The organism is Salinicola sp. RZ23 (assembly GCF_003206675.1).
GTDB classification, from domain to species: Bacteria; Pseudomonadota; Gammaproteobacteria; order Pseudomonadales; family Halomonadaceae; genus Salinicola; species Salinicola endophyticus.
Window position 1 is genome coordinate 198,908 of the sequence record NZ_PZJK01000009.1, and the last position, 21,704, is coordinate 220,611.

Genomic DNA, 21,704 nt, shown 5'->3' on the forward strand with positions numbered 1-21,704 from the left:
CTAGACCCTTCGCAACTGATGCTGCGCCTGATCGGCGGCGGCAGCGAGGCGCTTGCGCTCGCCCGCCAGGTGGCGGGCAGTGGCGTGGGCCTGACGCTGCACGCGGCTGAGCCGATGCCGGCGTTGGGCGCGCTGTGTGCGCAGCAGGGCTGGCCACACGCAGTGCAGGTGCCGGCGCCGGCGGCAGGGGAGCTGTGGCTGATCGCCTCGGGGGAGCACGAGCAGGACCGCCAGTTGGCGGAGGTCGCACGGGCGGCGGGGGCCCTGGTCCATGTGCGTGGCTGGCCGGCGCTATCCAGTGCGCGTCTGCCGCCGCGCATCGATGTCGACGCCGTCGCCGAGCGCGAGGCGGACTCACCCTGGCGCCGCGGTCGAGTGGCGCTGGTGGGAGCCGGCCCGGGTGATCCGGAGCTGTTGACCCTGCGTGCGCTCAAGCGCCTGCAGAGCGCCAGCGTGATCGTCCACGATCGCCTGGTCAGCCAGGAGATTCTGGCGCTGGCCAACCCCGAGGCGCGACGCTTCTACGTGGGCAAGGCGCGCTCGCGGCACAGCGTGCCCCAGGAGGGGATCAATCAGGCGTTGGTCGAGTGGGCGCGGGCGGGGCACGAGGTGGTGCGTCTCAAGGGCGGCGATCCGTTCATCTTCGGCCGCGGCGGCGAGGAGCTCGAGACGTTGGCCGAGGCCGGAGTCGACTTCGAGGTGGTGCCCGGCATCACGGCGGCCTCGGGCTGTGCCGCCTACGCCGGCATTCCGCTGACCCACCGCGACCACGCCCAGTCGGTGCGCTTCGTCACCGGGCATCTCAAGAACGGCAGTTGCGACCTCGATTGGCCGGCGCTGGCCCGCGGTGACCAGACGCTGGTGTTCTATATGGGCCTCGGCGCCCTCGACCTGATCCGCCGCCAGCTGATCGCCCACGGTCTCGATGCTCAGACGCCACTGGCGCTGGTCGAGCAGGGCACCACCGCCAGCCAGCGCGTGCATCTGGGCACCCTCGAGACCCTGCCGGCAAGCCTCGCCGACGCTACCCCACGGCCGCCGACGCTGATCGTGATCGGCAGCGTGGTCGCGCTGGCCTCGCGCCTCGCCTGGTTCCAGCCTGCGGCCAGCGGCGCCCTGGGCTGGGTCGAGGGCAAGCACCCCACGCCGCTCTCACGGGCGGATAGCGCCTGACGCATCGGCGTGATCCGCGCGGGGCGTCGGCCACTGCGCGTTGACGCCACTGCCCGGCGCTTCGAGAATGCAGAGAATCGACGTTGCTGGGCCGGGAGGCCGTCATGAATATCGAGCAGTTGGACATCCGCGGCCATCTGGCACAATTCGCGCCCTTCGATCATCTTTCGGATGATCTGCTCGATCGCATCGCCGGGTCGATCGAGATTCGCTACTTCCAGGCCGGCAGCGAGCTGCTCTCCAAGGATCAGCCGATCGACTCGCTGTGGTATATCCGCAGCGGCGCGGTGGAGATGTACCAGCGCAGCGGGCGGCTGTTCAATCGTCTGGGCGAGGGCGACATCTTCGGCTACTCGGATCTGCTCCATCAGCGCCGGGTGCGTTATCCGGTGCAGGCGATCGAGGACACCCTGATCTACTTCGTGCCGGCGGAGATATTCGACGAGATCTGCGACGTGGATGACGACTTCTCCGAGTTCGTCGATACCGGTGGGCGGCTCAAGGTCACGGTCCAGCAGCAGCGCGACGACAGCGGGCTCATGACCACCCGGGTACGCAAGCTGATCACGCGCCAGCCGCAGATGGTGGAAGCCGATACCACGCTGCAGGCGGCGGCCCAGCGCATGCGTGACGAGAACACCACCTGTGTGCTGGTGGTGGATCTCACCGAATCGCAATCTCCCTACACCTTCGTCGGTCGCGATGGCCGCCACTGGAAGCTCAACGGCATCCTCACCGACCGCGATTTCTGTACCCGCGTGCTGGCCGAGGGCAAGTCGCCGCAGACTCCGGTGGGCGAGGTGATGTCGTCGCGGCCGATCGTGATCCAGTCCGACGAGTCGGTCTACGAGGCGATGCTGTGCATGCTGCGCAATCAGGTGCATCACCTCCCGGTGCTGCACCGCCGTCAGCCCATGGGCATTCTGCACCTCTCCGACATCGTGCGCCACGAGACCCACAGCAGCCTGTTCCTGGTCAACAATATCTTCGTCCAGAACACCCCGACCCAGCTCTCCCGGCTCTCCACCGAGGTGCGCAACGGCTTCGTGCGGATGGTCGCCGACGGTGCCAACTCGGAGATGATCAGCCGCGCCCTGGCGACCATCGGACGCGGTTTCACCCAGCGTCTGCTGGAGCTCGCCGAGGCCGAGCTGGGGCCGCCGCCGGTGCCCTATTGCTTCATGGTGCTGGGGTCGATGGCGCGGGAAGAGCCGACCATCAATGCCGACCAGGACAATGCCCTGGTACTCGACGACGCCTACGACCCCGAGCAGCACGGCGACTATTTCGAAGCGCTGGCCACGTTCGTCTGCGACGGTCTCGCCGGCTGTGGCTACGCCTACTGCAAGGGGGATGTCATGGCCACCAACCCGCGCTGGCGTCAGCCGTTGGCGGTGTGGAAGCGCTATTTCGAGAAGTGGATGCGGGAGCCCAACCCGGAGCGCCTGCTGCACAGCTCGATCTTCTTCGATCTGGCACCGGTGCACGGTGAAGCGCCGATGGTCGAGGCGCTGCAGGATCTGATCGCCGAGCAGGCACCGCGCAGCGAGCTGTTCCTCGCCGCGCTGGCGCGTAACGCCAAGAACCGCACGCCGCCGCTGGGTTTCTTCCGCAAGTTCGTGATGGAACAGGATGGTGAGCATCGCAAGTCGATCAACTTGAAGCGTCGCGGCACCGCGCCGCTGACCGACCTGGTGCGGGTACATGCGCTGGCCTGTGGCTCCAAGTCCCAGAACACCTTCGCCCGCCTCGACGACATCGCCGCGACCAAGCTGGTGGGGCAGGGGGTCGCCGAGCGCCTGCGTTACGCCTTCGAATTCCTGTCGATGGTGCGCATTCGGCATCAGGCCGAGGCGATCGAGCACGGCCAGGAGCCGGACAACAGTGTCGACCCCGAGCACGTGGGCAGTCGTGAACGCCACCACCTCAAGGACGCCTTCGAGGCGATCAGCCACGCCCAGAAGTTTCTCTCCTTCCGCTATACCCTGCCCGGCAAGGGCTCCTCGCGGAGTCAGGGTGCCGAGCGCGGCGAGACCGCATCGTGAGGCGGGGGGCGAAGGTGCGCCGCCGCCAGCGCGAAGAGTGGCCGCGCTACCTCGCGGCGCGTGCCGCGGAGGCCAAGGATGCGCGCCTGGCGGACTTTTTCGCCGGCGGTGGACTGGATCCCGAGATGCCGATCGGCGAGGCACCGCTGGTGGCCATGGACTTCGAGACCACCGGGCTCGATGCCGGGCGTCACGATATCGTCAGTGTCGGCGTGGTGCCATTCACGCTGGCGCGTATCCGGCCCGCCGAGGGGCGCTACTGGGTGCTGTCTCCGCGGCGGCGGCTGAGCGACGAGTCGGTGACCTTCCACCATATCACCCACGCCGAAGTGGAGAATGCGCCGGACTTCTCCACCATCATCGACGAGCTGCTGGCGTCTCTGCACGGGCGGCTGGTGGTGGTGCACTATCGTCAGCTCGAGCGCACCTTCCTCGACGCTGCGATCCGTGAACGTCTCGGTGAGGGGCTGCTGTTTCCGATGCTCGATACCATGTCGCTGGAGGCGCGTATCCATCGTCAGTCTTGGTGGGCGCGACTGCGCCGCTGGGCGGGGCGTCCGGTGGCTTCGATCCGCCTGCACGAGAGCCGTCAGCGCTACAACCTGCCGGCGTATACCGGACACCATGCGCTGATCGATTCGCTGGCCACGGCGGAGTTGCTGCAGGCGCAGATCCTCCATCACTACAGCTGGGAGACGCCGGTCGGCGCGCTCTGGCGGTGAAACGGAGGGATGAGACAGGTGGGCTGAGACGGGCGGGCTGAGACGGAAGGTTCTTGCACGGCTCTGACATGGCAGCGAGAACCAGAACGACAACGAGCGGCCCGTGGGCCGCTCGTTGCGTTTACGGCACTGGCTTCAGGTGCGCGGTTCGGAGCGCAGACCCTGAATGATGGCGTAGCACGCCGCCAGCAATACAATGGTGAAGGGCAGCCCGGTCGTGATCACCGCCGCTTGCAGTGCGGTCAGACCGCCGCCCAGCAGCAGCGCAATGGCGATGGCGCCTTCGATCAGTGCCCAGAACACACGCTGTGGCTTGGGCGCGTCGACCTTGCCGCCGGCGGTGATCGAGTCGATCACCAGTGACCCGGAGTCGGAGGAGGTGATGAAGAACACCATCACCAGCACGATACCGAGGAACGAGGTGATCGCGGTCAGCGGCAGCTGCCCCAGCATGGTGAAGAGCTGCAGCGGCAAGGCGGCGTCCTTGACGCCCTGGAAGCCGTCGCTGACCAGCTGGTGGATAGCGGTATCGCCGAAGGCGGTCATCCAGATCACCGAGACCACGGTGGGCACCAGCAGGACCGCGATCAGGAATTCGCGCACGGTGCGGCCGCGGCTGACGCGGGCGATGAACATACCGACGAACGGCGACCAGGAGATCCACCAGGCCCAGTAGAAGGCGGTCCAGCCATGGACGAAGTTGGTGTCTTCGCGGCCGAACGGGTTGGACAGTGCCGGCAGGTACTTCAGGTAGGAGACGATGTTCTCGACGAAGCCGGTGGCGAGCAGCAGGGTCGGACCGACGAAGATCACGAAGATCAGCAGAATGAAGGCCAGCGCCATGTTGACCTGCGACAGCCGCTGTACGCCCTTGTCCACGCCCAGCATGACCGAGCCCAGCGCCACCAGGGTAATGCCGATGATCAGCAGGACCATGGTCACGTTGCTGTCAGGCACGCCGAACAGGTAGTTGAGGCCCGCGGCCGCCTGGGAGGCGCCCAGACCCAACGAGGTGGCCAGACCGAACAGGGTGGCGAAGACCGCCAGAATGTCGATGATATGGCCGGGCCAGCCCCAGATGCGCTCACCCAGGATCGGGTAGAAGATCGAGCGCATGGTCAGCGGCAGCCCCTTGTTGAAGGAGAACAGCGCCAGCGACAGCGCGACCACTGCGTAGATGCCCCAGGGGTGCAGGCCCCAGTGGAAGATCGTCGCGGCCATGGCCAGTGACTGGGAAGCGGCGTCATTGCCCGCGGCCCCACCCAGCGGTGCCCAGGAGTCGCCGGACAGCGAGGTGCCGAAGTGGGTGATCGGTTCGGAAACGCCGTAGAACATCAGGCCGATGCCCATGCCGGCGGCGAACAGCATCGCGAACCAGCCGGCATAGCTGAAGTCGGGCTTGGCATGCATGCCGCCGATGCGCACCTTGCCCAGCGGGGTGAAGATCAGCCCCACAGAGACCAGCACGAAGATATTGGCGGCCAACAGGAACAGCCAGCTCAGGTGGTCGGTGAGAAAGCTCCTTGCCCCGTTGAAGATCGGCCCCATCTCCTCTGGCAGGGCCAGGGTGATGATGACGAAGAACAGGATCAGCAGTGACGAGATCGAGAAGACCTTGCCGTGCAGATCGACGTCGAAGCCTAATTTGTTGGTCCTGATGTTGTCCTGACCGATCACGTAGTCGGTATCGATCAGGTTGGAGGGTCCCTCGGGGGCCGGTACGCCTTCCTGCGGCGCGGCCGGCTGGTTGTTAGGATCTTCTTGAGCCACTAGCCGTCTCCCTAATGATTACCACATGACGGACCAGGCCACGCCTTCAGGGCGTGGCGAGATCGCGTCCCGTTATTGACTTGCTGGCGGTCGCGGCGATGCGCCATTGCGCCTCTAGTCTGGCGTATCGTCACGAACGCGCAAGTTTTGTAATTATCCTGAATCAAGTGGCCGCTTCCAACCGTCCCCGGCGCGCGCGCCACGTACCTGCCCGCGACGTCCGGCCGCGCAGCGTCTATACCAAGGTCGCACGGCGCCTGGAACAAGGCGGCGATGGCACGGACAGGAGGGCGACGCAGGGCTCGGGCAAGCGTGCTAGACCAAGGTCAGAGTGCACCTCGGAGCGTACTCGGCGTATATTGAAACGAACGTTTGAAACTGGCTGCATTCGACATTCGCCGCAGGAGAGGTCATGGCACACTATCGAGCCCCGCTGAACGATCTGCGTTTCGTGCGCGAAGAGGTCTTCGCCGCCGAGCGTGAATGGGCGGCGATGCCGGCCACCGCCGAGCTCAACGCCGAGCTTGCCGATGCGGTGATGGAGGAGGCCGGCAGGCTGGTCACCGCCGAATTGCTGCCGCTGAACGCCAGCGGCGACGCCGAGGGGTGCCAGTTCGATGGCGCCCGGGTGACCACGCCGCAGGGGTTTCGCGCCGCCTTCGCCGAGTTCGCCGAGGGGGGCTGGTGCGGTCTCGGCGGGGACCCGGCACTGGGCGGCCAGGGCTTGCCCAAGCTGCTCACGCTGGCCTTCGACGAGATGCTCTACGCCAGCAACTCGAGCTTCGCGCTCTATCTGGCGCTCAACAACGGCGCCGCACTGCTGCTCGACCAGTACGCCGACGAGGCGACCCGAGCGCGCTATCTGCCGCGACTCTACGCCGGCGAGTGGCTGGGCACGATGTGCCTGACCGAGCCCCACTGCGGCACCGACTTGGGGCTGATCAAGACCCGTGCCACGCCCAACGATGACGGCAGTTACGCCATCACCGGCAGCAAGATCTGGATCACCGGCGGCGAGCACGACCTCACCGACAATATCGTTCACCTGGTGCTGGCCAAGTTGCCCGACGCACCGCCGGGTGCCAAGGGCATCTCGCTGTTCCTGGTGCCCAAGCGCCGGGTCGATGCCGAGGGGCAGGCCGGCGAGGCCAACGGCGTGGTGTGCGGCGGTCTCGAGCACAAGATGGGCATCAAGGCCAGTGCCACCTGCGTGATGCATTTCGAGGCGGCGCGGGGCGAGCTGATCGGCGAGCCGCACCAGGGATTGGCGGCGATGTTCACGATGATGAACTACGAGCGGCTGTCGATCGGCATGCAGGGGTTGGGCCTGGGCGAGATCGCCTACCAGAGCGCGATCGATTTCGCCCGCGAGCGTCTGCAGAGCCGCGCCCCCGGCGGTGCGGCGGCGCCGGACAAGCCCGCCGACCCGATCCTGGTACACCCCGACGTGCGCCGCATGGCGCTGGACGTGCGCGCCTGGAACGAAGGCGGGCGGCTGTTCGCGGCCTTCGTCGCCCGTGAACTCGACCGCGCCCGTTACCATCCGGATGCCGAGACCCGTGCCCATGCCGAGGAGATGGTGGCGCTGCTGACCCCGGTGGCCAAGGCGTTTCTGACCGATCGTGGCTTCGAGGCCACGGTCGAGGCGCAACAGCTCTATGGCGGTAGCGGCTACTGCGTCGAGTGGGGCGCCGAGCAGTTCGTGCGCGATGCGCGTATTGCCATGATCTACGAAGGCACCAACGGCATCCAGGCGATGGATCTGGTGGGCCGCAAGCTGGTGCGTAACGAGGGGGCGTATGTCGAGCGCCTGCTGGCGCGTCTGCGCGCGGACCTGGAGGATGGTGGCGGCACCAACCCGCGCCTGCGGCCCTTCCATGCGGCTGCCGAGGCCGCTGCGGCGCGGCTGGAACGAGCGACCCGCCAGCTGCTCGAGCGCGCCCGCCAGGACCCGGCCGAGGCCGGTGCGGCGGCCCACGACTACCTGCAGCTGACCGGGCTCAGCGTCTACGCCTGGATGTGGTGGAAGGCGGCTCGCGCCGTGGTGCGTGGGCTCGACCAGGGCGGCGCCCTGGGTGAGGCCGACTATCGCGACAAGCTGATCGTGGGGCAGCACTTCCTCGACCGCTTGTTGCCGCGCAGCGAGGCCCACGCGCGCCAGCTCGAGGCGGGGGCGGCGGGATTGATGGCCCTGGGAGAGATGCGTTTTTGACGAACAGGCGCGCTGGCGTCGATGAGTATCGATCGGTGGTTTGCACGCTTTTGGGGCGCTCGTGATACGAGCGCCTTTTTTTGTATCCATTCTGGTGCATATGCCCCGGTGTCGGGCGGTGCTGCCAACGTCTTGACCTGACTCATGAATCTAATACCGAGACGAACTCCAGGCGCCTAGGGAAGCGCCTCGGGGCGCGCCCTGAGCGGTCATGACGCGCGCTGACGGTGCGCGATGCGCGACTTTTTTGTATACAAGGGTGTCGGCGCAGGAAAAAAGGGCACGGAAAATGCATGAGAGCCAGGGCGGGGTGCGCCGGCGGCGCCGGGCACCCATCCAGGGATTCTTCAGGAGCGTCTCATGACAACAACAGCCCTACGCAAACTGATCGCAACCTCCGCCCTCGCCACCACGCTGGCAGGTCTCTCTGCGCCGGTGCTGGCCGCCGACGATGGCCCGATCCGCGTCGGTATCCTCCACTCCCTCTCCGGGACCATGGCGATCAGCGAATCGACGCTGAAAGACGAGATGCTGATGCTGATCGACCAGCAGAACAAGGCGGGCGGTCTGCTGGGGCGCCAGCTGGAGCCGGTGGTGATGGACCCGGCCTCGGACTGGTCGCTCTACGCCGAACAGGCGCGCACCCTGCTTACCGGTGACAAGCGAGTCGACGTCATTTTCGGCAACTGGACCTCGGCCTCGCGCAAGGCGGTGCTGCCGGTGGTCGAGGAGCTCAACGGTCTGCTGTTCTATCCGGTGCAGTACGAGGGCGAGGAGTCCTCCGAGAACATCTTCTATACCGGCGCCGCGCCCAACCAGCAGGCGATCCCCGCGGTCGACTACCTGATGGGACAGGGCGTCGAGCGCTGGGCGCTGCTGGGCACCGACTACGTCTATCCGCGCACCACCAACAAGATCCTCGAGGCGTACCTCAAGGAGAACGGCGTGGCGGACGACGATATCATGGTCAACTACACGCCGTTCGGCTTCAGCGACTGGCAGTCGATCGTCTCCCGGGTCAAGGACTTCGGCAGCCAGGGCAAGAAGACCGCGGTGGTCTCGACCATCAACGGCGATGCCAACGTGCCGTTCTACAACGAACTCGCCAACCAGGGGATCAAGGCTTCGGACATCCCGGTGGTGGCGTTCTCGGTCGGCGAGCAGGAGCTGACCGGTATCGACACTGCGCCGCTGGTCGGTCATCTGGCGGCCTGGAACTACTTCATGAGCGTCGACAGCGACGCCAACTACGACTTCATCGATGCCTGGGTCGCCTACACCGGCAATAAGGACGCGGTGGTCAACGACCCCATGGAAGCTCACTACATCGGCTTCAACATGTGGCTCAAGGCGGTCGAGGAGGCCGGCACCACCGATGTCGACGTGGTCAAGGACGCGATCATCGGCGTGACCGTGCCCAATCTCTCCGGCGGTGCGGCGACGATGATGCCCAACCACCACATCACCAAGCCGGTGATGATCGGCGAGATCCAGGATGACGGTCAGTTCAGCGTGGTATGGCAGACCCCGACCACGGTGGCCGGTGACGCCTGGTCCGACTATCTGCCGGCGTCGAAGAACCTGATCAGCGACTGGCGTGCGCCGCTGCGCTGCGGAAAGCTCGATGTCGAGCGCATGGTCTGCGAAGACGGCGCAGGGACGAACTGATCGGGGGGCGGGGCCCGGCCGCGGCCATGCCGCGGCGCCCGCCGCCCGCGCACGTGCCCGCGCCGCCGTTCGGATGGCGCGGGGCTAACGGCAACGCAGCATGAGCGTTCCACCATGATGATGAATTCCCTCGGCGGGGACCGCCAGCGCGGTCGCAGGCTTTGCCACTCGCTGCTGCTCGGCCTGCTGCTGCTGTGCGCGGCGCTGGCCACCACGGCGTCGGCGGCGGTCAACGAGACACAGGCCAGAGCGCTGTTGCAGGCGCTCGATACGCGCAGTTTTCAGGCCAAGGGCGAGGCCGCCCAGGCGATCGCCGACAGCCAGGCGACCCAGAAGACGCGCTGGTTGCAGGCGCTGCTCGATGGCCGCCTGGGCAAGGAGCGCCGCGGTGAGCAGTTCTATATCGTCACCGACGACAGCGGCCGCGAGTGGCCGCTGATCGACGCGATCACCTTTGCCGATGCCGGCAGCGGCTCCCGGCGTACGGTGGATATCTTCAAGATCAACAACGCGCTGCGCACCCAGCTCCAGGGCATGATCGCCTCGCTCTCGCTGGCCGAGGGTGACGAGCGTGCACGTCTGGCGGCGGCGGACCGCTTGATCGGTGAGGTGAGCGCCGACAATGTCGAGAGCGTGCGCGCCAGCCGCGAGCAGGAAGAGAGCCAAGCCGTGCGTGCGCGTCTGGGTGTGGCGCTCGCGCTGTATGCCGCGCAGCAGGGCGACGCCGGGGCCCTCGATACTCTCGCCGGCAATCTCGACACGCGAGTACGCAACAGCCTGACGACGCTGGCGGCGGGTGACGGCGAGCTCGCCGCACAGGCGCAGCGGGTGCTCGACGGCATCGAGCGCAAACGCGCCTGGTACGACCGCGCACAGACGCTGTTCTTCGGCTTGAGCGCGGGCTCGATCCTGGTGCTGGCGGCGATCGGCCTGGCGATCACCTTCGGCGTCATGGGGGTGATCAACATGGCCCACGGCGAGCTGATCATGATCGGTGCCTACACCACCTGGCTGATCCAGCAGGCGCTGCCGGGGCAGCCGGGGCTGGCGCTGCTGCTGGCGATCCCCGGCGGCTTCCTGGTCGCCGGCGCGTTCGGCGTGCTGATCGAGCGTACGGTGATTCGCTTTCTCAAGGGGCGGCCGCTGGAGACGCTGCTGGCGACCTTCGGCCTGAGCCTGATCCTGCAGCAGCTGGTGCGCACGCTGTTCTCGCCGCTCAACCGGCGGGTGGCGTCGCCGGATTGGCTGCAGGGCGCCTGGCAGATCAACGATGCGCTGTCGCTGACCCTGAATCGCCTCGGCGTGCTTGGCTTCTGCCTGCTGGTGTTTGCCGCGCTGTGGGCGCTGATGCGCTACACCCGGCTCGGCCTGGAGGTGCGCGCAGTGACCCAGAACCGCGCCATGGCACGGGCGATGGGCGTGCGTGCGGCGCGGGTCGACATGCTGACCTTCGGGCTCGGGGCCGGCGTCGCGGGGCTTGCCGGGGTGGCGCTGTCGCAGCTCACCAACGTGGGGCCGAACCTGGGCCAGGGCTATATCGTCGACTCCTTCCTGGTGGTGGTGTTCGGCGGTGTCGGCAATCTGTGGGGCACCCTGGTCGCCGGGATGTCGCTGGGGGTGATCAACCAGGTGCTGCAGCCCTGGGTCGGTGCGGTGCTGGCCAAGATCATCGTACTGGTCGGAGTGATCCTGTTCATCCAGAAACGCCCACAGGGGATCTTTGCGCCCAAAGGACGCGTCTCATGAGTCACTCATCCCTCGACCCGAACCGGGATCGCTCGCGGCAGGCATTTCTCTCCCGCGCCACGCTGATCACCTCGGCGCTGCTGATCGGCGGCATGCTGCTGGTGCTGGGGCTGCATGCGCTGCCCGCAAGCAACCCGCTGTATGTGAGCAGCGCCACGGTGGCGCTGCTGGGCAAGTACTTCACCTACATGCTGTTGGCGCTGGCGGTGGATCTGATCTGGGGCTACCTGGGCATCCTCAGCCTCGGCCACGGCGCCTTCTTCGCCCTCGGCGGCTACGCCATGGGGCTCTATCTCAATGCCCAGGGCGGGTCCCTGTCCGGCTGGCAGGGGCTGATGGCGAGCTTCCCGCTGGCGGCACTGGCGGTGGTGCTGGCGCCGGGGATCCTGGCACTGGCGTTCGGCTGGCTGGCTTTCCGCTCGCGGGTGACCGGGGTCTACTTCTCGATCATCACCCAGGCGATGACCTTTGCCCTGATGCTGGCCTTCAACCGCAATGAGATGGGGATGGGCGGCAGCACCGGGCTGACGCGCTTCAGCGAGCTGCTCGGCTTCCGTCTGGCCGCTGACGGCATGACCGTGGCGCTGTTCGTGGCTTCCGGCAGCGCCGTGCTGCTGGCGTTCTGGTTGTGCCGGGCGATCGTGGTCTCGCGGCTGGGGCGGGTCGCGGTGGCGACCCGTGACGCCGAGGCGCGGGTGCGCTTTCTCGGCTATCGGGTCGAGCACGTCAAGCTTTCGCTGTTCGTGGTCTCGGCGATGATCGCGGGGATCGCCGGCGCGCTCTACGTGCCCCAGGTGGGCATCATCAATCCCAGCACCTTCGCCCCGCTGTTCTCGATCGAGGTGGTGGTGTGGGTGGCGCTGGGCGGGCGGGCCACGCTGTTCGGCGCGCTGCTCGGTGCGCTGGTGGTCAACTATCTGAAGACCGTGCTGACCGGTGCGATGCCGGATGCCTGGCTGTTCCTGCTCGGCGGGCTGTTCGTGGTGGTGACCATGGCGCTGCCCCGCGGGATCGCCGGGGTGCTGGCATGGCGACGCCGGCAGGAGGGAGCGACATGAATCAGAGCGCACGCACTCGGGTGCAGCAGCTACGCGAGCTGTCGCGCCCCGACCGGGTGTTCGACTTCATGCTGCCGGCGCAGTCGCCGGTGGACGTTCGTCACGGGCCGATTCTCTACATGGAGGATGTCAGCGTCAGCTTCGACGGTTTTCGTGCCATCAATCGACTCGATCTCACCATCGACGACGGTGAGCTGCGCTGCATCATCGGCCCCAACGGGGCCGGCAAGACCACCATGATGGATATCATCACCGGCAAGACGCGCCCGGACAGCGGCCAGGTGTGGTTCGGCAGCCGGCACAATCTGCTGACCCTGGACGAGCCGCGGATCGCCAATCTCGGCATCGGGCGCAAGTTCCAGAAGCCGACGGTGTTCGAGGCGCTCGACGTGAGCGAGAATCTGGAACTGGCCATGGCCGGTGATCGCCGTGTGTGGAAGACCCTGCTGGCGCGGCTCGATGGCGCCGGGCAGGCGCGCATCGACGAGGTGCTGGAGACCATCGGCCTGACCGCCGAGCGGCACCGGCTCGCCGGCGTGCTCTCCCACGGTCAGAAGCAGTGGCTGGAGATCGGCATGCTGCTGATGCAGCGCCCGCGCCTGCTGCTGGTGGACGAACCGGTAGCCGGCATGACCGAGCCGGAGATGCAGCGCACCGCCGAGCTGCTGATGCGGCTGGCGGGGCAGCAGTCGGTGGTGGTGGTCGAGCATGACATGGGGTTCGTACGCGAGATCGCGCGCAAGGTCACGGTGCTGCACCAGGGCAGCGTGCTGGCCGAGGGTAGCCTGGATCAGGTGGCCAGCGACCCGCGGGTGGTGGAGGTCTATCTGGGCGGTGACGAGGAGGCGAGCGGATGCTGAGCGTGGACAACCTCGATCAGTACTACGGCGAGAGCCATATCCTGCGGGGCCTGTCGCTGACGGTGCCGGCCGGGCGCTGCACCTGTGTGATGGGGCGCAACGGGGTCGGCAAGACCACGCTCTTGAAGACCATCATGGGGGAGGTGAGCGCCCGTGGCGGCACTATTCACTTCGATGGTGAGCCGCTGCTGCCCAGGCGTGCCGAGGCGCGTGCCGGTCTGGGGATCGGCTATGTGCCCCAGGGGCGGCAGATCTTCCCCACCCTCACGGTGGAAGAGAATCTGCGCATCGGCCTGCCGGCGCGGCGTGACCGCCAGCGACGCATTCCCGAGCGCATCTTTGAGCTGTTCCCGGTCCTGCGTGAGATGCGCTATCGTCGCGGAGGCGACCTCTCCGGCGGCCAGCAGCAGCAGCTGGCGATCGGGCGGGCGCTGGTGCTCGACCCGCGCCTGCTGATCCTCGACGAGCCGGGGGAGGGCATCCAGCCCAATATCGTCGCCCAGATCGGCGAGGTGATCCGGCGGCTCAACCGCGAGGCCGGGCTGACCGTGCTGCTGGTCGAGCAGAAACTGCCGTTCGCGCGCCGCTACGCCGACGGCTTCATGATCATGGATCGGGGCCAGGCCGTGGCCAGCGGTGACATCTCCGATCTCGACGACGACCTGATTCGGCGACATCTCACGGTATGAGCGCAGACCCCGCACCGCAACGCCATCCGAGCCCCCCGGACTCCGGCCACCGCTTCGACGCCGGGCGCCGTTGGGAGGCGCGGCTGGCGCTCGCCTTCGACCGGCGCGAGACTGCGCACGGCGGGCGCACCCGGTTGACCCGGGCGCACCATCGCGGGCCACTGCGGGTGCAGCGGCCGTTCTACCCCGAGCCGCTGCACCCGGCGCTGGTCGAGCCCTGCCACGTCTATCTGCTGCACCCGCCGGGCGGGCTGGTCAGTGGTGATGCGCTGGCGCTGGAGATCGCGGTCGAGGCCGACGCCCATGCGCTGTTGACCACGCCGGCGGCGACCAAGCTCTACCGCGCCGACAGCCAGGGCGTGACCTGGCAGCAGAGCAATCACTTGCAGGTCGCCGCCGGCGGGCTGCTCGAGTGGCTGCCCCAGGAGACCATCGCCTTCGACGGTTCGCGCGGGGTGCAGAGCACCACGGTCGCGCTCAGCGGCGACGCCTGCTGCCTGGGCTGGGAGGTGATGGCGCTGGGACGTCCGGAGGGCGCACTGCCGTTCGTCAGCGGCGCCATCGAACAGCGCTTCCGCCTGACCCGCGACGGCCGTCCGCTGTGGCTCGAGCGTCAGCCGCTCGATCCGCATCACGCACGCTTCCGGGGGCGCTGGGGGCAGGGCGGGGCGAGCGTCCAGGCGACCCTGTGGGCGGCCGGGCTGGCGTCCCCCGAGGCAGCGGTGGCGGCGCTGCGCGAGGCGCTGCCGGCGGCCCCGCAGTGGGCCGTCACCCAGCGTCTCGGCGTACTGCTGCTGCGCTATCTGGGCGACTCGCGCAACCAGGCCTGGGACTACTGCCAGGCTGCCTGGCAGACGCTGCGGCCGCTGCTGGCCGAGCGCGAGGCGTGCGAGCCGCGCATCTGGCGCACCTGATACGGCTGGCGCACCCGACACTGCCGCCGATGAGGAAACGCTGAATAAATCGACGAGCGAGATGAAGCGCAAGGCGCATGGAACACAGAACACGAGACATAACATGGGGTTAGGCGAGTGTTCGAGTACCACGCAACGCAGCGATTCGCTAGCGCAGGCATTTATGCAGCGTTTCCATAACGATCAAGGGCGCCCTGCGCCCGCAAGCCCTGGAGACGAGGCGATGGAACTGACACCCCGAGACAAAGACAAGCTGCTGCTGTTCTCCGCCGCACAGCTGGCCGAGCGCCGCCGTGCGCGCGGGCTCAAGCTCAACTACCCGGAAGCGGTGGCGCTGATCAGCTTCGAGATTCTCGAAGGCGCCCGCGACGGGCGTAGCGTGGCCGAGCTGATGGGCTACGGTCGCGAGATCCTGACCCGCGACGACGTGATGGAGGGGGTCGCCGAGATGATCCCCGAAGTGCAGGTCGAGGCGACCTTTCCCGACGGCACCAAGCTGGTGACCGTGCATTCACCCATCGTGTAAGACGGTGGTTACAAATTCGACGAGCGAAGGCCAGATCGGGGCGCGTAGCTAAGGCGAAAGCGGGCGAAAAAAGGACCGGGCTGGCGCACCAGTTTACTTGAGTAAATGAGTATTTTGACGGGGGCGCCGAGCTCGGGCTCGCGTACGAGGTCGATTTCAACGCCGTATTGCCGAGCGCAGGCATTTTGTGAGCACTTTCTGAGGGGCGACCATGATTCCCGGTGAATACCAGTTGCAAGAGGGCGAGATCGAGCTCAACGCGGGGCTGGACTCGATCACCCTGACGGTGGGCAACACCGGCGACCGTCCGATCCAGGTCGGTTCGCACTACCACTTCGCCGAGACCAATCCGGCGCTCGAGTTCGACCGTGGCGTCGCGCGGGGCTATCGGCTCGACGTACCGGCGGGCTCGGCGATCCGCTTCGAGCCCGGGCAGCGCCGGGCGGTGACGCTGGTGCCGTTCGCCGGCCGACGGCATGTCTACGGCTTCCGCGGCGAGGTCATGGGCGCGCTCTCTAGCGCGCCCGATGCCGCGCGAACCGACGCGCCCGAAGACGCGCGAACTAACGCGCCCGAAGACGCGCGAACCGAAGATGCGCGAACCGACGTGCCCGAAGACACGCGGAGCTCACGCGACCGAGATGGCCAAGATCAGGAGGCGAACTGATGGTGAAGATTTCACGTCAGGCCTATGCCGATATGTATGGCCCCACCGTGGGCGACCGGGTGCGGCTCGCCGATACCGAGCTGTGGATCGAGGTGGAGCAGGACCATACCCACTACGGCGACGAGGTGAAGTTCGGCGGCGGCAAGGTGATCCGAGATGGCATGGGCCAGAGCCAGCGCTGCGATGAGGCGGTGATGGACACCGTGATCACCAATGCGCTGATCCTCGACTGGTGGGGGATCGTCAAGGCTGATGTCGGTCTCAAGGCGGGGCGTATCGCCGCCATCGGCAAGGCCGGCAACCCTGACGTGCAGCCGGCGGTGACCATCGTCATCGGCCCGGGCACCGAGGTGATCGCCGGCGAGGGCAAGATCCTCACCGCCGGGGCGATCGATGCCCATATCCACTTCATCTGCCCGCAGCAGGTGGAGGAGGCGCTGATGAGCGGGGTCACCACCATGCTCGGCGGTGGTACCGGGCCCGCCACCGGCTCCAACGCCACCACCTGTACCCCGGGGGAGTGGCACCTGGGCAAGATGCTCCAGGCGATCGACACCCTGCCGATGAACATCGGCCTGCTCGGCAAGGGCAACGCCAGCCAGCCCGAGGCGCTCGAAGCGCAGATCGTGGCCGGGGCGATCGGGCTCAAGCTGCACGAGGATTGGGGCACCACGCCGGCTTCCATCGACAACTGCCTGAGCGTGGCCGAGCGCTACGACGTTCAGGTGGCGATCCATACCGACACCCTCAACGAGTCGGGCTTCGTCGAGGATACCCTGGCCGCGTTCAAGGAGCGTGGGATCCACACCTATCACACCGAGGGCGCCGGGGGCGGCCATGCGCCGGACATCATCACCGCCTGCGCCAAGGATTACGTGCTGCCGTCGTCGACCAATCCGACGCGACCCTACACCGTGAACACCGTCGACGAGCATCTCGACATGCTGATGGTGTGCCACCACCTCGACCCCAATATCCCCGAGGACGTGGCCTTCGCCGATTCGCGCATCCGTCGCGAGACCATCGCCGCCGAGGACATCCTCCACGACCTCGGCGTGATCTCGATGATCGCCTCCGACTCCCAGGCCATGGGCCGGGTCGGCGAAGTGGTCTGCCGCACCTGGCAGACCGCGCACAAGATGAAGACACAGCGCGGCCTGCTGGCGGAGGATGTCGAGCGCGGCTGCGACAACTTCCGCGCCCGGCGCTATATCGCCAAGTACACCATCAACCCGGCGCTCACCCACGGCCTGGCCCATGAGGTGGGGTCGGTGGAAGTCGGCAAACTGGCCGACCTGGTGCTGTGGGATCCGGCCTTTTTCGGCGTCAAGCCGGCGCTGATCCTCAAGGGCGGGATGATCGCGGCGGCGCCCATGGGCGATCCCAACGCTTCGATTCCGACCCCGCAGCCGGTGCACTACCGGCCGATGTTCGGCGCCTTCGGTCGCGCCGCCAGCGCCACCCGGGTCAGTTTCGTCAGCCAGGCAGCGCTGGCGGCGGGCGTGGGCGAACGCCTGGATCTGGCGAGCCGCCTGGTCGCGGTTCAGGACGTGCGCGGGGTGCGCAAGCGCGACATGAAACTCAACGACGCCTGCCCGCAGCTCGAGGTCGACCCGCAGACCTACGAGGTGCGCGCCGATGGCGAACTGCTCACCTGCGAGCCCGCGGCCACTCTGCCGCTGGCCCAGCGCTACCATTTGTTCTGATGCGGACGAGAAGGACGACACGATGTTGAAGTTGATCGAGCGCCTGGACGCGGCCTGTGACATTGTCGCCGACGACAGCGTCACGCTCCCCTTCGAGCTGCGCTGCCGCGGGCGCCTCAAGGCCACCAGCGATGCCGGGCGCGAGCTGGGGCTGTTTCTCGACCGCGGGCCGGTGCTGCGCCACGGTGCGCTGCTGCGCGCCGAGAGCGGTGAGGTGATCGCGGTGCGCGCCGCCGACGAGCCGGTGGTCACGGCCCGGGTCGAGGGCACGCTGGCGCTGGCCAGGCTCTGCTACCACCTGGGCAACCGCCATGTGCAGCTGGCACTGGGTGCCGAGGGCGAGTGCGGCTGGGTGCGTTTTCCGCCCGACCATGTGCTGGAGGCGCTGGCGACCCGCCTGGGGGCGACCCTAGAGCGCCACCGCGCGCCCTTCGATCCGGAGTCCGGGGCCTATGCCGAAGGCCACGCCCATGGCCACAGTCATGGACATGATCACGGTCACGGCCACACGCACGAGCACGAGCACGAGTCTGAGCGTGGCGCTACCGGGGGTGCTCTGGTCTATGACTTCGTGCCGCGCGGCCGCGGCCACGAGCACTGAGCGTGGCAGAAGAGTCGACACGCTCGCCCCTGGCGCTGCTGGGTCTGATGCAGCTGGTGAGCCCGGCGCTGCCGATCGGCGCCTTTGCCTGGTCGCAGGGGCTGGAAAGCGCCTTCGAACTCGGCTGGGTGAGGGACGAAGCGAGTCTCGGTGCCTGGCTTGACGGAGTGCTCGAGGATGGCCTGGCCCGCTGCGAACTGCCGCTGCTCGAACGCCTGTGGCAAGCCTGGGAGAGCGGGGATCGCGAGGCGCTGGCGGCCTGGAACGACTGGCTGCTGGCCAATCGTGAGACCCACGAGCTGGCCGAGGAGGATCTGCGCCTGGGGCAGTCGCTGGCGCGCCTGCTCGGCGATCTGGGGCTGCTGCCGGAAGATGGCTGGCTACCGCCGACGCCCACCTACGTCACGCTGTTCGCCTGGGCGGCGCAGCGGCGCGGCATCGCGCTGGCGGATGCCCAGCTGGGATTCGCCTGGGCCTGGCTCGAGAACCAGCTGGCAGCGGCGTGCAAGGCGTTGCCGCTGGGGCAGACCGCGGCCCAGCGGCTGGTGGAGCGGCTGCGCCCGGCACTGGCGGCAGCGGTGACGCGGGCCGCCGAGCTCGATGACGATGCCCTGGGCCCGGCGCTGCCGGGGCTGGCTCTGGCCAGTGCGCTGCACGAGACACAGTACTCGCGACTGTTTCGCAGCTGATGTCGGCATCGGGATGAGCCTTCCGGGGCTTACCCGATGTCATACCGAGGTTTCATCCGGAATAGGTACGCCGCGCCGTGGCGGGATGGGGCGGCGCGAAGACGAAAGGAGAGAGGGATATGCAACACTGTCTGCGAGTTGGCGTCGGGGGCCCGGTCGGGTCCGGCAAGACCGCACTGCTCAAGCAGCTCTGCCTGGCACTGCGCGAGCACTACGATATTGCGGTGGTCACCAACGACATTTATACCCGTGAGGACGCCGACTTCCTGCTGCGCCATGACGCCCTCGACGCCGACCGCATCATCGGTGTCGAGACCGGCGGCTGCCCGCATACCGCGATCCGCGAAGACGCCTCGATGAACCTGGCGGCGATCGACGATCTCCATGCGCGGCATCCGACGCTGGAGCTGGTGCTGGTGGAGTCGGGGGGCGACAACCTCGCCGCCACCTTCAGCCCCGAACTCTCCGATCTGACCCTCTATGTGATCGATGTCTCCGCCGGCGACAAGATCCCGCGCAAGGGCGGGCCGGGGATCACCAAGTCGGATCTGCTGATCATCAACAAGATCGATATCGCCGAGCGCGTGCACGCTTCGCTCGAGGTCATGGAGCGTGACGCCAAGATGATGCGTGGCCCGCGCCCCTTCGTGTTCGCCAATCTCTATGACGGCGTCGGCGTCGAGACCATCGTGCGCTTCATTCTCGACCGCGGCATGCTGCCGGAGCGCCGCGGTGAGGCGCAGCGGGCGCGGCCCGACCAGGCGCTGCTGTGCGCCGAGTGAATCGGCCCTGTTCACGCTGATGTCGACGCCTTCACACCCAAGCCACTACCCATCACCCACCATCCACAAGGAGTGACCCATGCAAGCTCAACCCTCTCGTCGCGCGGCGCGCTATCTGGCCTGGCTCGGTGCCCCGCTGGCACTGCTGTTGGCCTCGGTGGCCTATGCCCATCCGGGGCATCTGCCGCATACCCACGGTGGCAGCTTCCTGGCCGGGCTGATGCACCCGCTGACCGGTCTCGATCATCTGCTGGCGATGCTGGCGATCGGGCTGTGGAGCTGCCGTCAGGCGCCCACGCTGCGCCGGGCGATGCCTGCATTGATCGCCCTGGGTATGGTGTGTGGTGCCGGTCTGGCCTGGGCCGGGGTGCCGCTGCTGGGCGTGGAGTTCGGCATCGCCTCCAGCGTGCTGCTGGCGGGTGTGCTGTTGGCGACGCTGGTCAAGCTGCCCAGCGCGGTGGGTGGCACGCTGGTGTTCGCGTTCATCCTGCTGCACGGCCATGCCCACGGCAGCGAGCTGGCCCCCGGCGCCTCGGCGCTGCTCTATGCGCTGGGCTTCGTGGTCACCAGCGTGGCGATCACCCTGGTCGGGCGCCATGCCGGTGCCTGGCTGGCCCAGCGTGACAGCCGCTGGCTGCGCGGTATCGGTGCCGCCATCGCTGCGGCCGGCGGGGCGCTGATGCTGAGCTGAGGGTGCCGGCGCGGTATCTCTCTCGGCCTCCCTTTCGGTATCGGCTGCGTATCTTGGCTCCCTGCTGGGCTGCATCGCCCAGCAGGCAGCTCGGTGCCGTGACGGCGGTCGCGGCGCCGGCGCGCTGTGTCGATCCTTCCAGGCCGCATCCGCGGCCTTTGTCATGCTGGCGTGTTCAGGTCAGCGGGGATGACGCACGCGGCGATAGCCCGCATTGATGAAGCAGTAGCCGCCGTAGGCGATCAGCCCGCAGGCGACACCGCCCAGCAGGAAGTCGCCGTAGGGCTGGTGGGCCAGCAGGTCGAGGGCGCCGCCCAGCCCCTGGGTCTGGCTGGGCGAGAGCTGCCAGGCAGCCAGACCGAGCAGGCCGCCGATCAGGATGAAGGTCACCCCACGGGCGGCCAGCCCGAGTCTGGCAATGCCCTCGAGCAGCGGCAGCGGCGGGTTGGGGCGCTGGTCGAGATGCCAGTTCTTGCGGTAGGCGCGGCGCCAGGCGCGCACGAGCTGATGCACGCCGACTGCGACGAAGCCCAACCCCACCGCCAGCAGCAGCCAGCGCCCGCCGGGGACGCCCAGCAGCCACTCGGTGCGGCGGCGGTTATCCTCCTGCGAAGAGCTCGCCACGCTGTGCATCAGCAGGGTCGCGCACTGCCACGCCAGGGTGGCGTAGAGCCCGGCGCTGAGGGCGAATCCCAGCCGCTGCAGCCAGCCCTTCCAGTCGTTACCCTTGTGCTCGGTGTCCCAGATCGCCTGCCCCAGGCGCCAGGCCACGTAGGAGACCAGACCCAGGCCGAGCAGCACCAGCAGCACGCTGCCGAAGGGCCATAGCGCGATCTTGCGGATCACCTCGCTGGTGCCGCTCTCGCTGCCGCCCAGGCCGATGGTGGTGAGCAGGGCGAGCCAGCCCACCGCGATATAGATCAGGCCCTTGGCGGTATAGCCGGCGGACGCGCTGAAGCGCAGCCCGTCACGGAGTCGAGAGCGTCGTTGCGGCATGGAGGTCCTTGAACGCGAATGATCTCTGCAGCCTAGCAGTTCGCCGGATTAGGCGCCGATTCATCGCACCGGGCGCGCTACGCTCGCGTCCTCTTCATCACCGTGCCGGCCATCGACAGGGCCCTGCCGCGCTCCCCGGTGCGATACGTTATCCTGTCGCTGGCCGCCGCATGGGGCCGTGAAAACTCG

The 21,704-nt window shown here is 67.6% G+C and carries 18 protein-coding genes and 1 pseudogene; 17 read left to right on the forward strand and 2 right to left on the reverse strand.

Annotated elements, in window-relative coordinates:
* The first annotated feature begins 318 nt into the window (after window positions 1-318).
* The 3 genes from cobA to DOM67_RS10190 all read left to right on the forward strand — a co-directional run bounded on the left by cobA (window position 319) and on the right by DOM67_RS10190 (window position 3,940).
* Entirely contained in the window at window positions 319-1,173 is an 855-nt protein-coding gene (gene cobA, locus DOM67_RS10180) for a uroporphyrinogen-III C-methyltransferase (protein ID WP_232825215.1), read from the forward strand.
* Window positions 1,174-1,277: 104 nt separating this feature from the next.
* Entirely contained in the window at window positions 1,278-3,218 is a 1,941-nt protein-coding gene (locus DOM67_RS10185; RefSeq protein ID WP_110675526.1) for a putative nucleotidyltransferase substrate binding domain-containing protein, read from the forward strand.
* Complete coding sequence (locus tag DOM67_RS10190) at window positions 3,215-3,940, forward strand: 3'-5' exonuclease (protein ID WP_110675527.1); 726 nt, start codon at window positions 3,215-3,217, stop codon at window positions 3,938-3,940. The genes DOM67_RS10185 and DOM67_RS10190 overlap by 4 nt, the downstream gene beginning before the upstream one ends.
* 135 nt (window positions 3,941-4,075) lie before the next feature.
* Here DOM67_RS10190 and DOM67_RS10195 read toward each other — a convergent pair whose 3' ends face one another.
* Window positions 4,076-5,710, reverse strand: coding sequence for a BCCT family transporter (locus DOM67_RS10195; protein ID WP_110675528.1), 1,635 nt, complete (start codon window positions 5,708-5,710; stop codon window positions 4,076-4,078).
* 412 nt (window positions 5,711-6,122) lie between these two features.
* Between DOM67_RS10195 and DOM67_RS10200 the strand changes: the two genes are divergently transcribed.
* The 14 genes and pseudogenes from DOM67_RS10200 (at window position 6,123) to DOM67_RS10265 (ending at window position 20,519) form a co-directional block, all read left to right on the forward strand.
* Window positions 6,123-7,922, forward strand: a complete 1,800-nt coding sequence (locus tag DOM67_RS10200) for an acyl-CoA dehydrogenase C-terminal domain-containing protein (protein ID WP_110675529.1) — start codon at window positions 6,123-6,125, stop codon at window positions 7,920-7,922.
* A gap of 360 nt (window positions 7,923-8,282) precedes the next feature.
* On the forward strand, window positions 8,283-9,590 hold the full coding sequence (gene urtA, locus DOM67_RS10205) for an urea ABC transporter substrate-binding protein (RefSeq protein WP_110675530.1): 1,308 nt from the start codon (window positions 8,283-8,285) through the stop codon (window positions 9,588-9,590).
* 114 nt (window positions 9,591-9,704) lie between these two features.
* The gene (gene urtB, locus DOM67_RS10210) at window positions 9,705-11,336 is read left to right on the forward strand and encodes an urea ABC transporter permease subunit UrtB (RefSeq protein ID WP_232825203.1); all 1,632 of its coding nucleotides are present in this window, start codon (window positions 9,705-9,707) and stop codon (window positions 11,334-11,336) included.
* Window positions 11,333-12,394, forward strand: coding sequence for an urea ABC transporter permease subunit UrtC (gene urtC / locus DOM67_RS10215; RefSeq protein WP_110675531.1), 1,062 nt, complete (start codon window positions 11,333-11,335; stop codon window positions 12,392-12,394). The genes urtB and urtC overlap by 4 nt, the downstream gene beginning before the upstream one ends.
* Before the next feature lie 20 nt (window positions 12,395-12,414).
* Window positions 12,415-13,254 (forward strand): urea ABC transporter ATP-binding protein UrtD, encoded by an 840-nt coding sequence (gene urtD, locus DOM67_RS10220; RefSeq protein WP_110675604.1) that lies wholly within the window; start codon window positions 12,415-12,417, stop codon window positions 13,252-13,254.
* Window positions 13,248-13,943 carry an urea ABC transporter ATP-binding subunit UrtE gene (urtE, locus tag DOM67_RS10225; RefSeq protein WP_110675532.1) on the forward strand — a complete coding sequence of 232 codons (696 nt, stop codon included), beginning with the start codon at window positions 13,248-13,250 and terminating at the stop codon, window positions 13,941-13,943. The genes urtD and urtE overlap by 7 nt, the downstream gene beginning before the upstream one ends.
* A complete protein-coding gene (locus DOM67_RS10230; protein ID WP_110675533.1) occupies window positions 13,940-14,857 on the forward strand; it encodes an urease accessory protein UreD in 918 nt (305 codons plus the stop codon). The genes urtE and DOM67_RS10230 overlap by 4 nt, the downstream gene beginning before the upstream one ends.
* 223 nt (window positions 14,858-15,080) lie before the next feature.
* Complete coding sequence (locus DOM67_RS10235; protein ID WP_035469373.1) at window positions 15,081-15,383, forward strand: urease subunit gamma; 303 nt, start codon at window positions 15,081-15,083, stop codon at window positions 15,381-15,383.
* Window positions 15,384-15,594: 211 nt separating this feature from the next.
* Window positions 15,595-15,897 (forward strand): annotated as a pseudogene (locus DOM67_RS10240) (urease subunit beta); the annotation flags it as partial.
* 152 nt (window positions 15,898-16,049) lie between these two features.
* Window positions 16,050-17,756: an urease subunit alpha gene (ureC, locus tag DOM67_RS10245; protein ID WP_198651779.1), complete on the forward strand. Its 1,707-nt coding sequence runs from the start codon at window positions 16,050-16,052 to the stop codon at window positions 17,754-17,756.
* A gap of 22 nt (window positions 17,757-17,778) precedes the next feature.
* Window positions 17,779-18,357 (forward strand): urease accessory protein UreE, encoded by a 579-nt coding sequence (ureE, locus tag DOM67_RS10250; protein ID WP_110675535.1) that lies wholly within the window; start codon window positions 17,779-17,781, stop codon window positions 18,355-18,357.
* Between the two features lie 47 nt (window positions 18,358-18,404).
* Entirely contained in the window at window positions 18,405-19,046 is a 642-nt protein-coding gene (locus tag DOM67_RS10255; RefSeq protein ID WP_110675608.1) for an urease accessory UreF family protein, read from the forward strand.
* A gap of 119 nt (window positions 19,047-19,165) precedes the next feature.
* A complete protein-coding gene (ureG, locus tag DOM67_RS10260) occupies window positions 19,166-19,828 on the forward strand; it encodes an urease accessory protein UreG (RefSeq protein WP_110675536.1) in 663 nt (220 codons plus the stop codon).
* 79 nt (window positions 19,829-19,907) lie between these two features.
* Window positions 19,908-20,519, forward strand: a complete 612-nt coding sequence (locus DOM67_RS10265) for a HupE/UreJ family protein (protein WP_110675537.1) — start codon at window positions 19,908-19,910, stop codon at window positions 20,517-20,519.
* A 180-nt stretch (window positions 20,520-20,699) separates the two neighbouring features.
* Here DOM67_RS10265 and DOM67_RS10270 read toward each other — a convergent pair whose 3' ends face one another.
* Window positions 20,700-21,515, reverse strand: a complete 816-nt coding sequence (locus DOM67_RS10270) for a DUF1206 domain-containing protein (protein WP_110675538.1) — start codon at window positions 21,513-21,515, stop codon at window positions 20,700-20,702.
* Between the last annotated feature and the right edge of the window lie 189 nt (window positions 21,516-21,704).

Coding starts and splice junctions, on each gene's coding strand:
- DOM67_RS10200 (WP_110675529.1), top strand. CDS start 6,123: ATGGCACACTATCGAGCCCCGCTGAACGATCTGCGTTTCGTGCGCGAA.
- urtC (WP_110675531.1), top strand. CDS start 11,333: ATGAGTCACTCATCCCTCGACCCGAACCGGGATCGCTCGCGGCAGGCA.
- DOM67_RS10270 (WP_110675538.1), bottom strand. CDS start 21,515: ATGCCGCAACGACGCTCTCGACTCCGTGACGGGCTGCGCTTCAGCGCG.
- urtE (WP_110675532.1), top strand. CDS start 13,248: ATGCTGAGCGTGGACAACCTCGATCAGTACTACGGCGAGAGCCATATC.
- ureC (WP_198651779.1), top strand. CDS start 16,050: ATGGTGAAGATTTCACGTCAGGCCTATGCCGATATGTATGGCCCCACC.
- urtB (WP_232825203.1), top strand. CDS start 9,705: ATGATGATGAATTCCCTCGGCGGGGACCGCCAGCGCGGTCGCAGGCTT.
- ureE (WP_110675535.1), top strand. CDS start 17,779: ATGTTGAAGTTGATCGAGCGCCTGGACGCGGCCTGTGACATTGTCGCC.
- DOM67_RS10230 (WP_110675533.1), top strand. CDS start 13,940: ATGAGCGCAGACCCCGCACCGCAACGCCATCCGAGCCCCCCGGACTCC.
- DOM67_RS10235 (WP_035469373.1), top strand. CDS start 15,081: ATGGAACTGACACCCCGAGACAAAGACAAGCTGCTGCTGTTCTCCGCC.
- DOM67_RS10185 (WP_110675526.1), top strand. CDS start 1,278: ATGAATATCGAGCAGTTGGACATCCGCGGCCATCTGGCACAATTCGCG.
- DOM67_RS10265 (WP_110675537.1), top strand. CDS start 19,908: ATGCAAGCTCAACCCTCTCGTCGCGCGGCGCGCTATCTGGCCTGGCTC.
- ureG (WP_110675536.1), top strand. CDS start 19,166: ATGCAACACTGTCTGCGAGTTGGCGTCGGGGGCCCGGTCGGGTCCGGC.
- DOM67_RS10255 (WP_110675608.1), top strand. CDS start 18,405: ATGCAGCTGGTGAGCCCGGCGCTGCCGATCGGCGCCTTTGCCTGGTCG.
- urtA (WP_110675530.1), top strand. CDS start 8,283: ATGACAACAACAGCCCTACGCAAACTGATCGCAACCTCCGCCCTCGCC.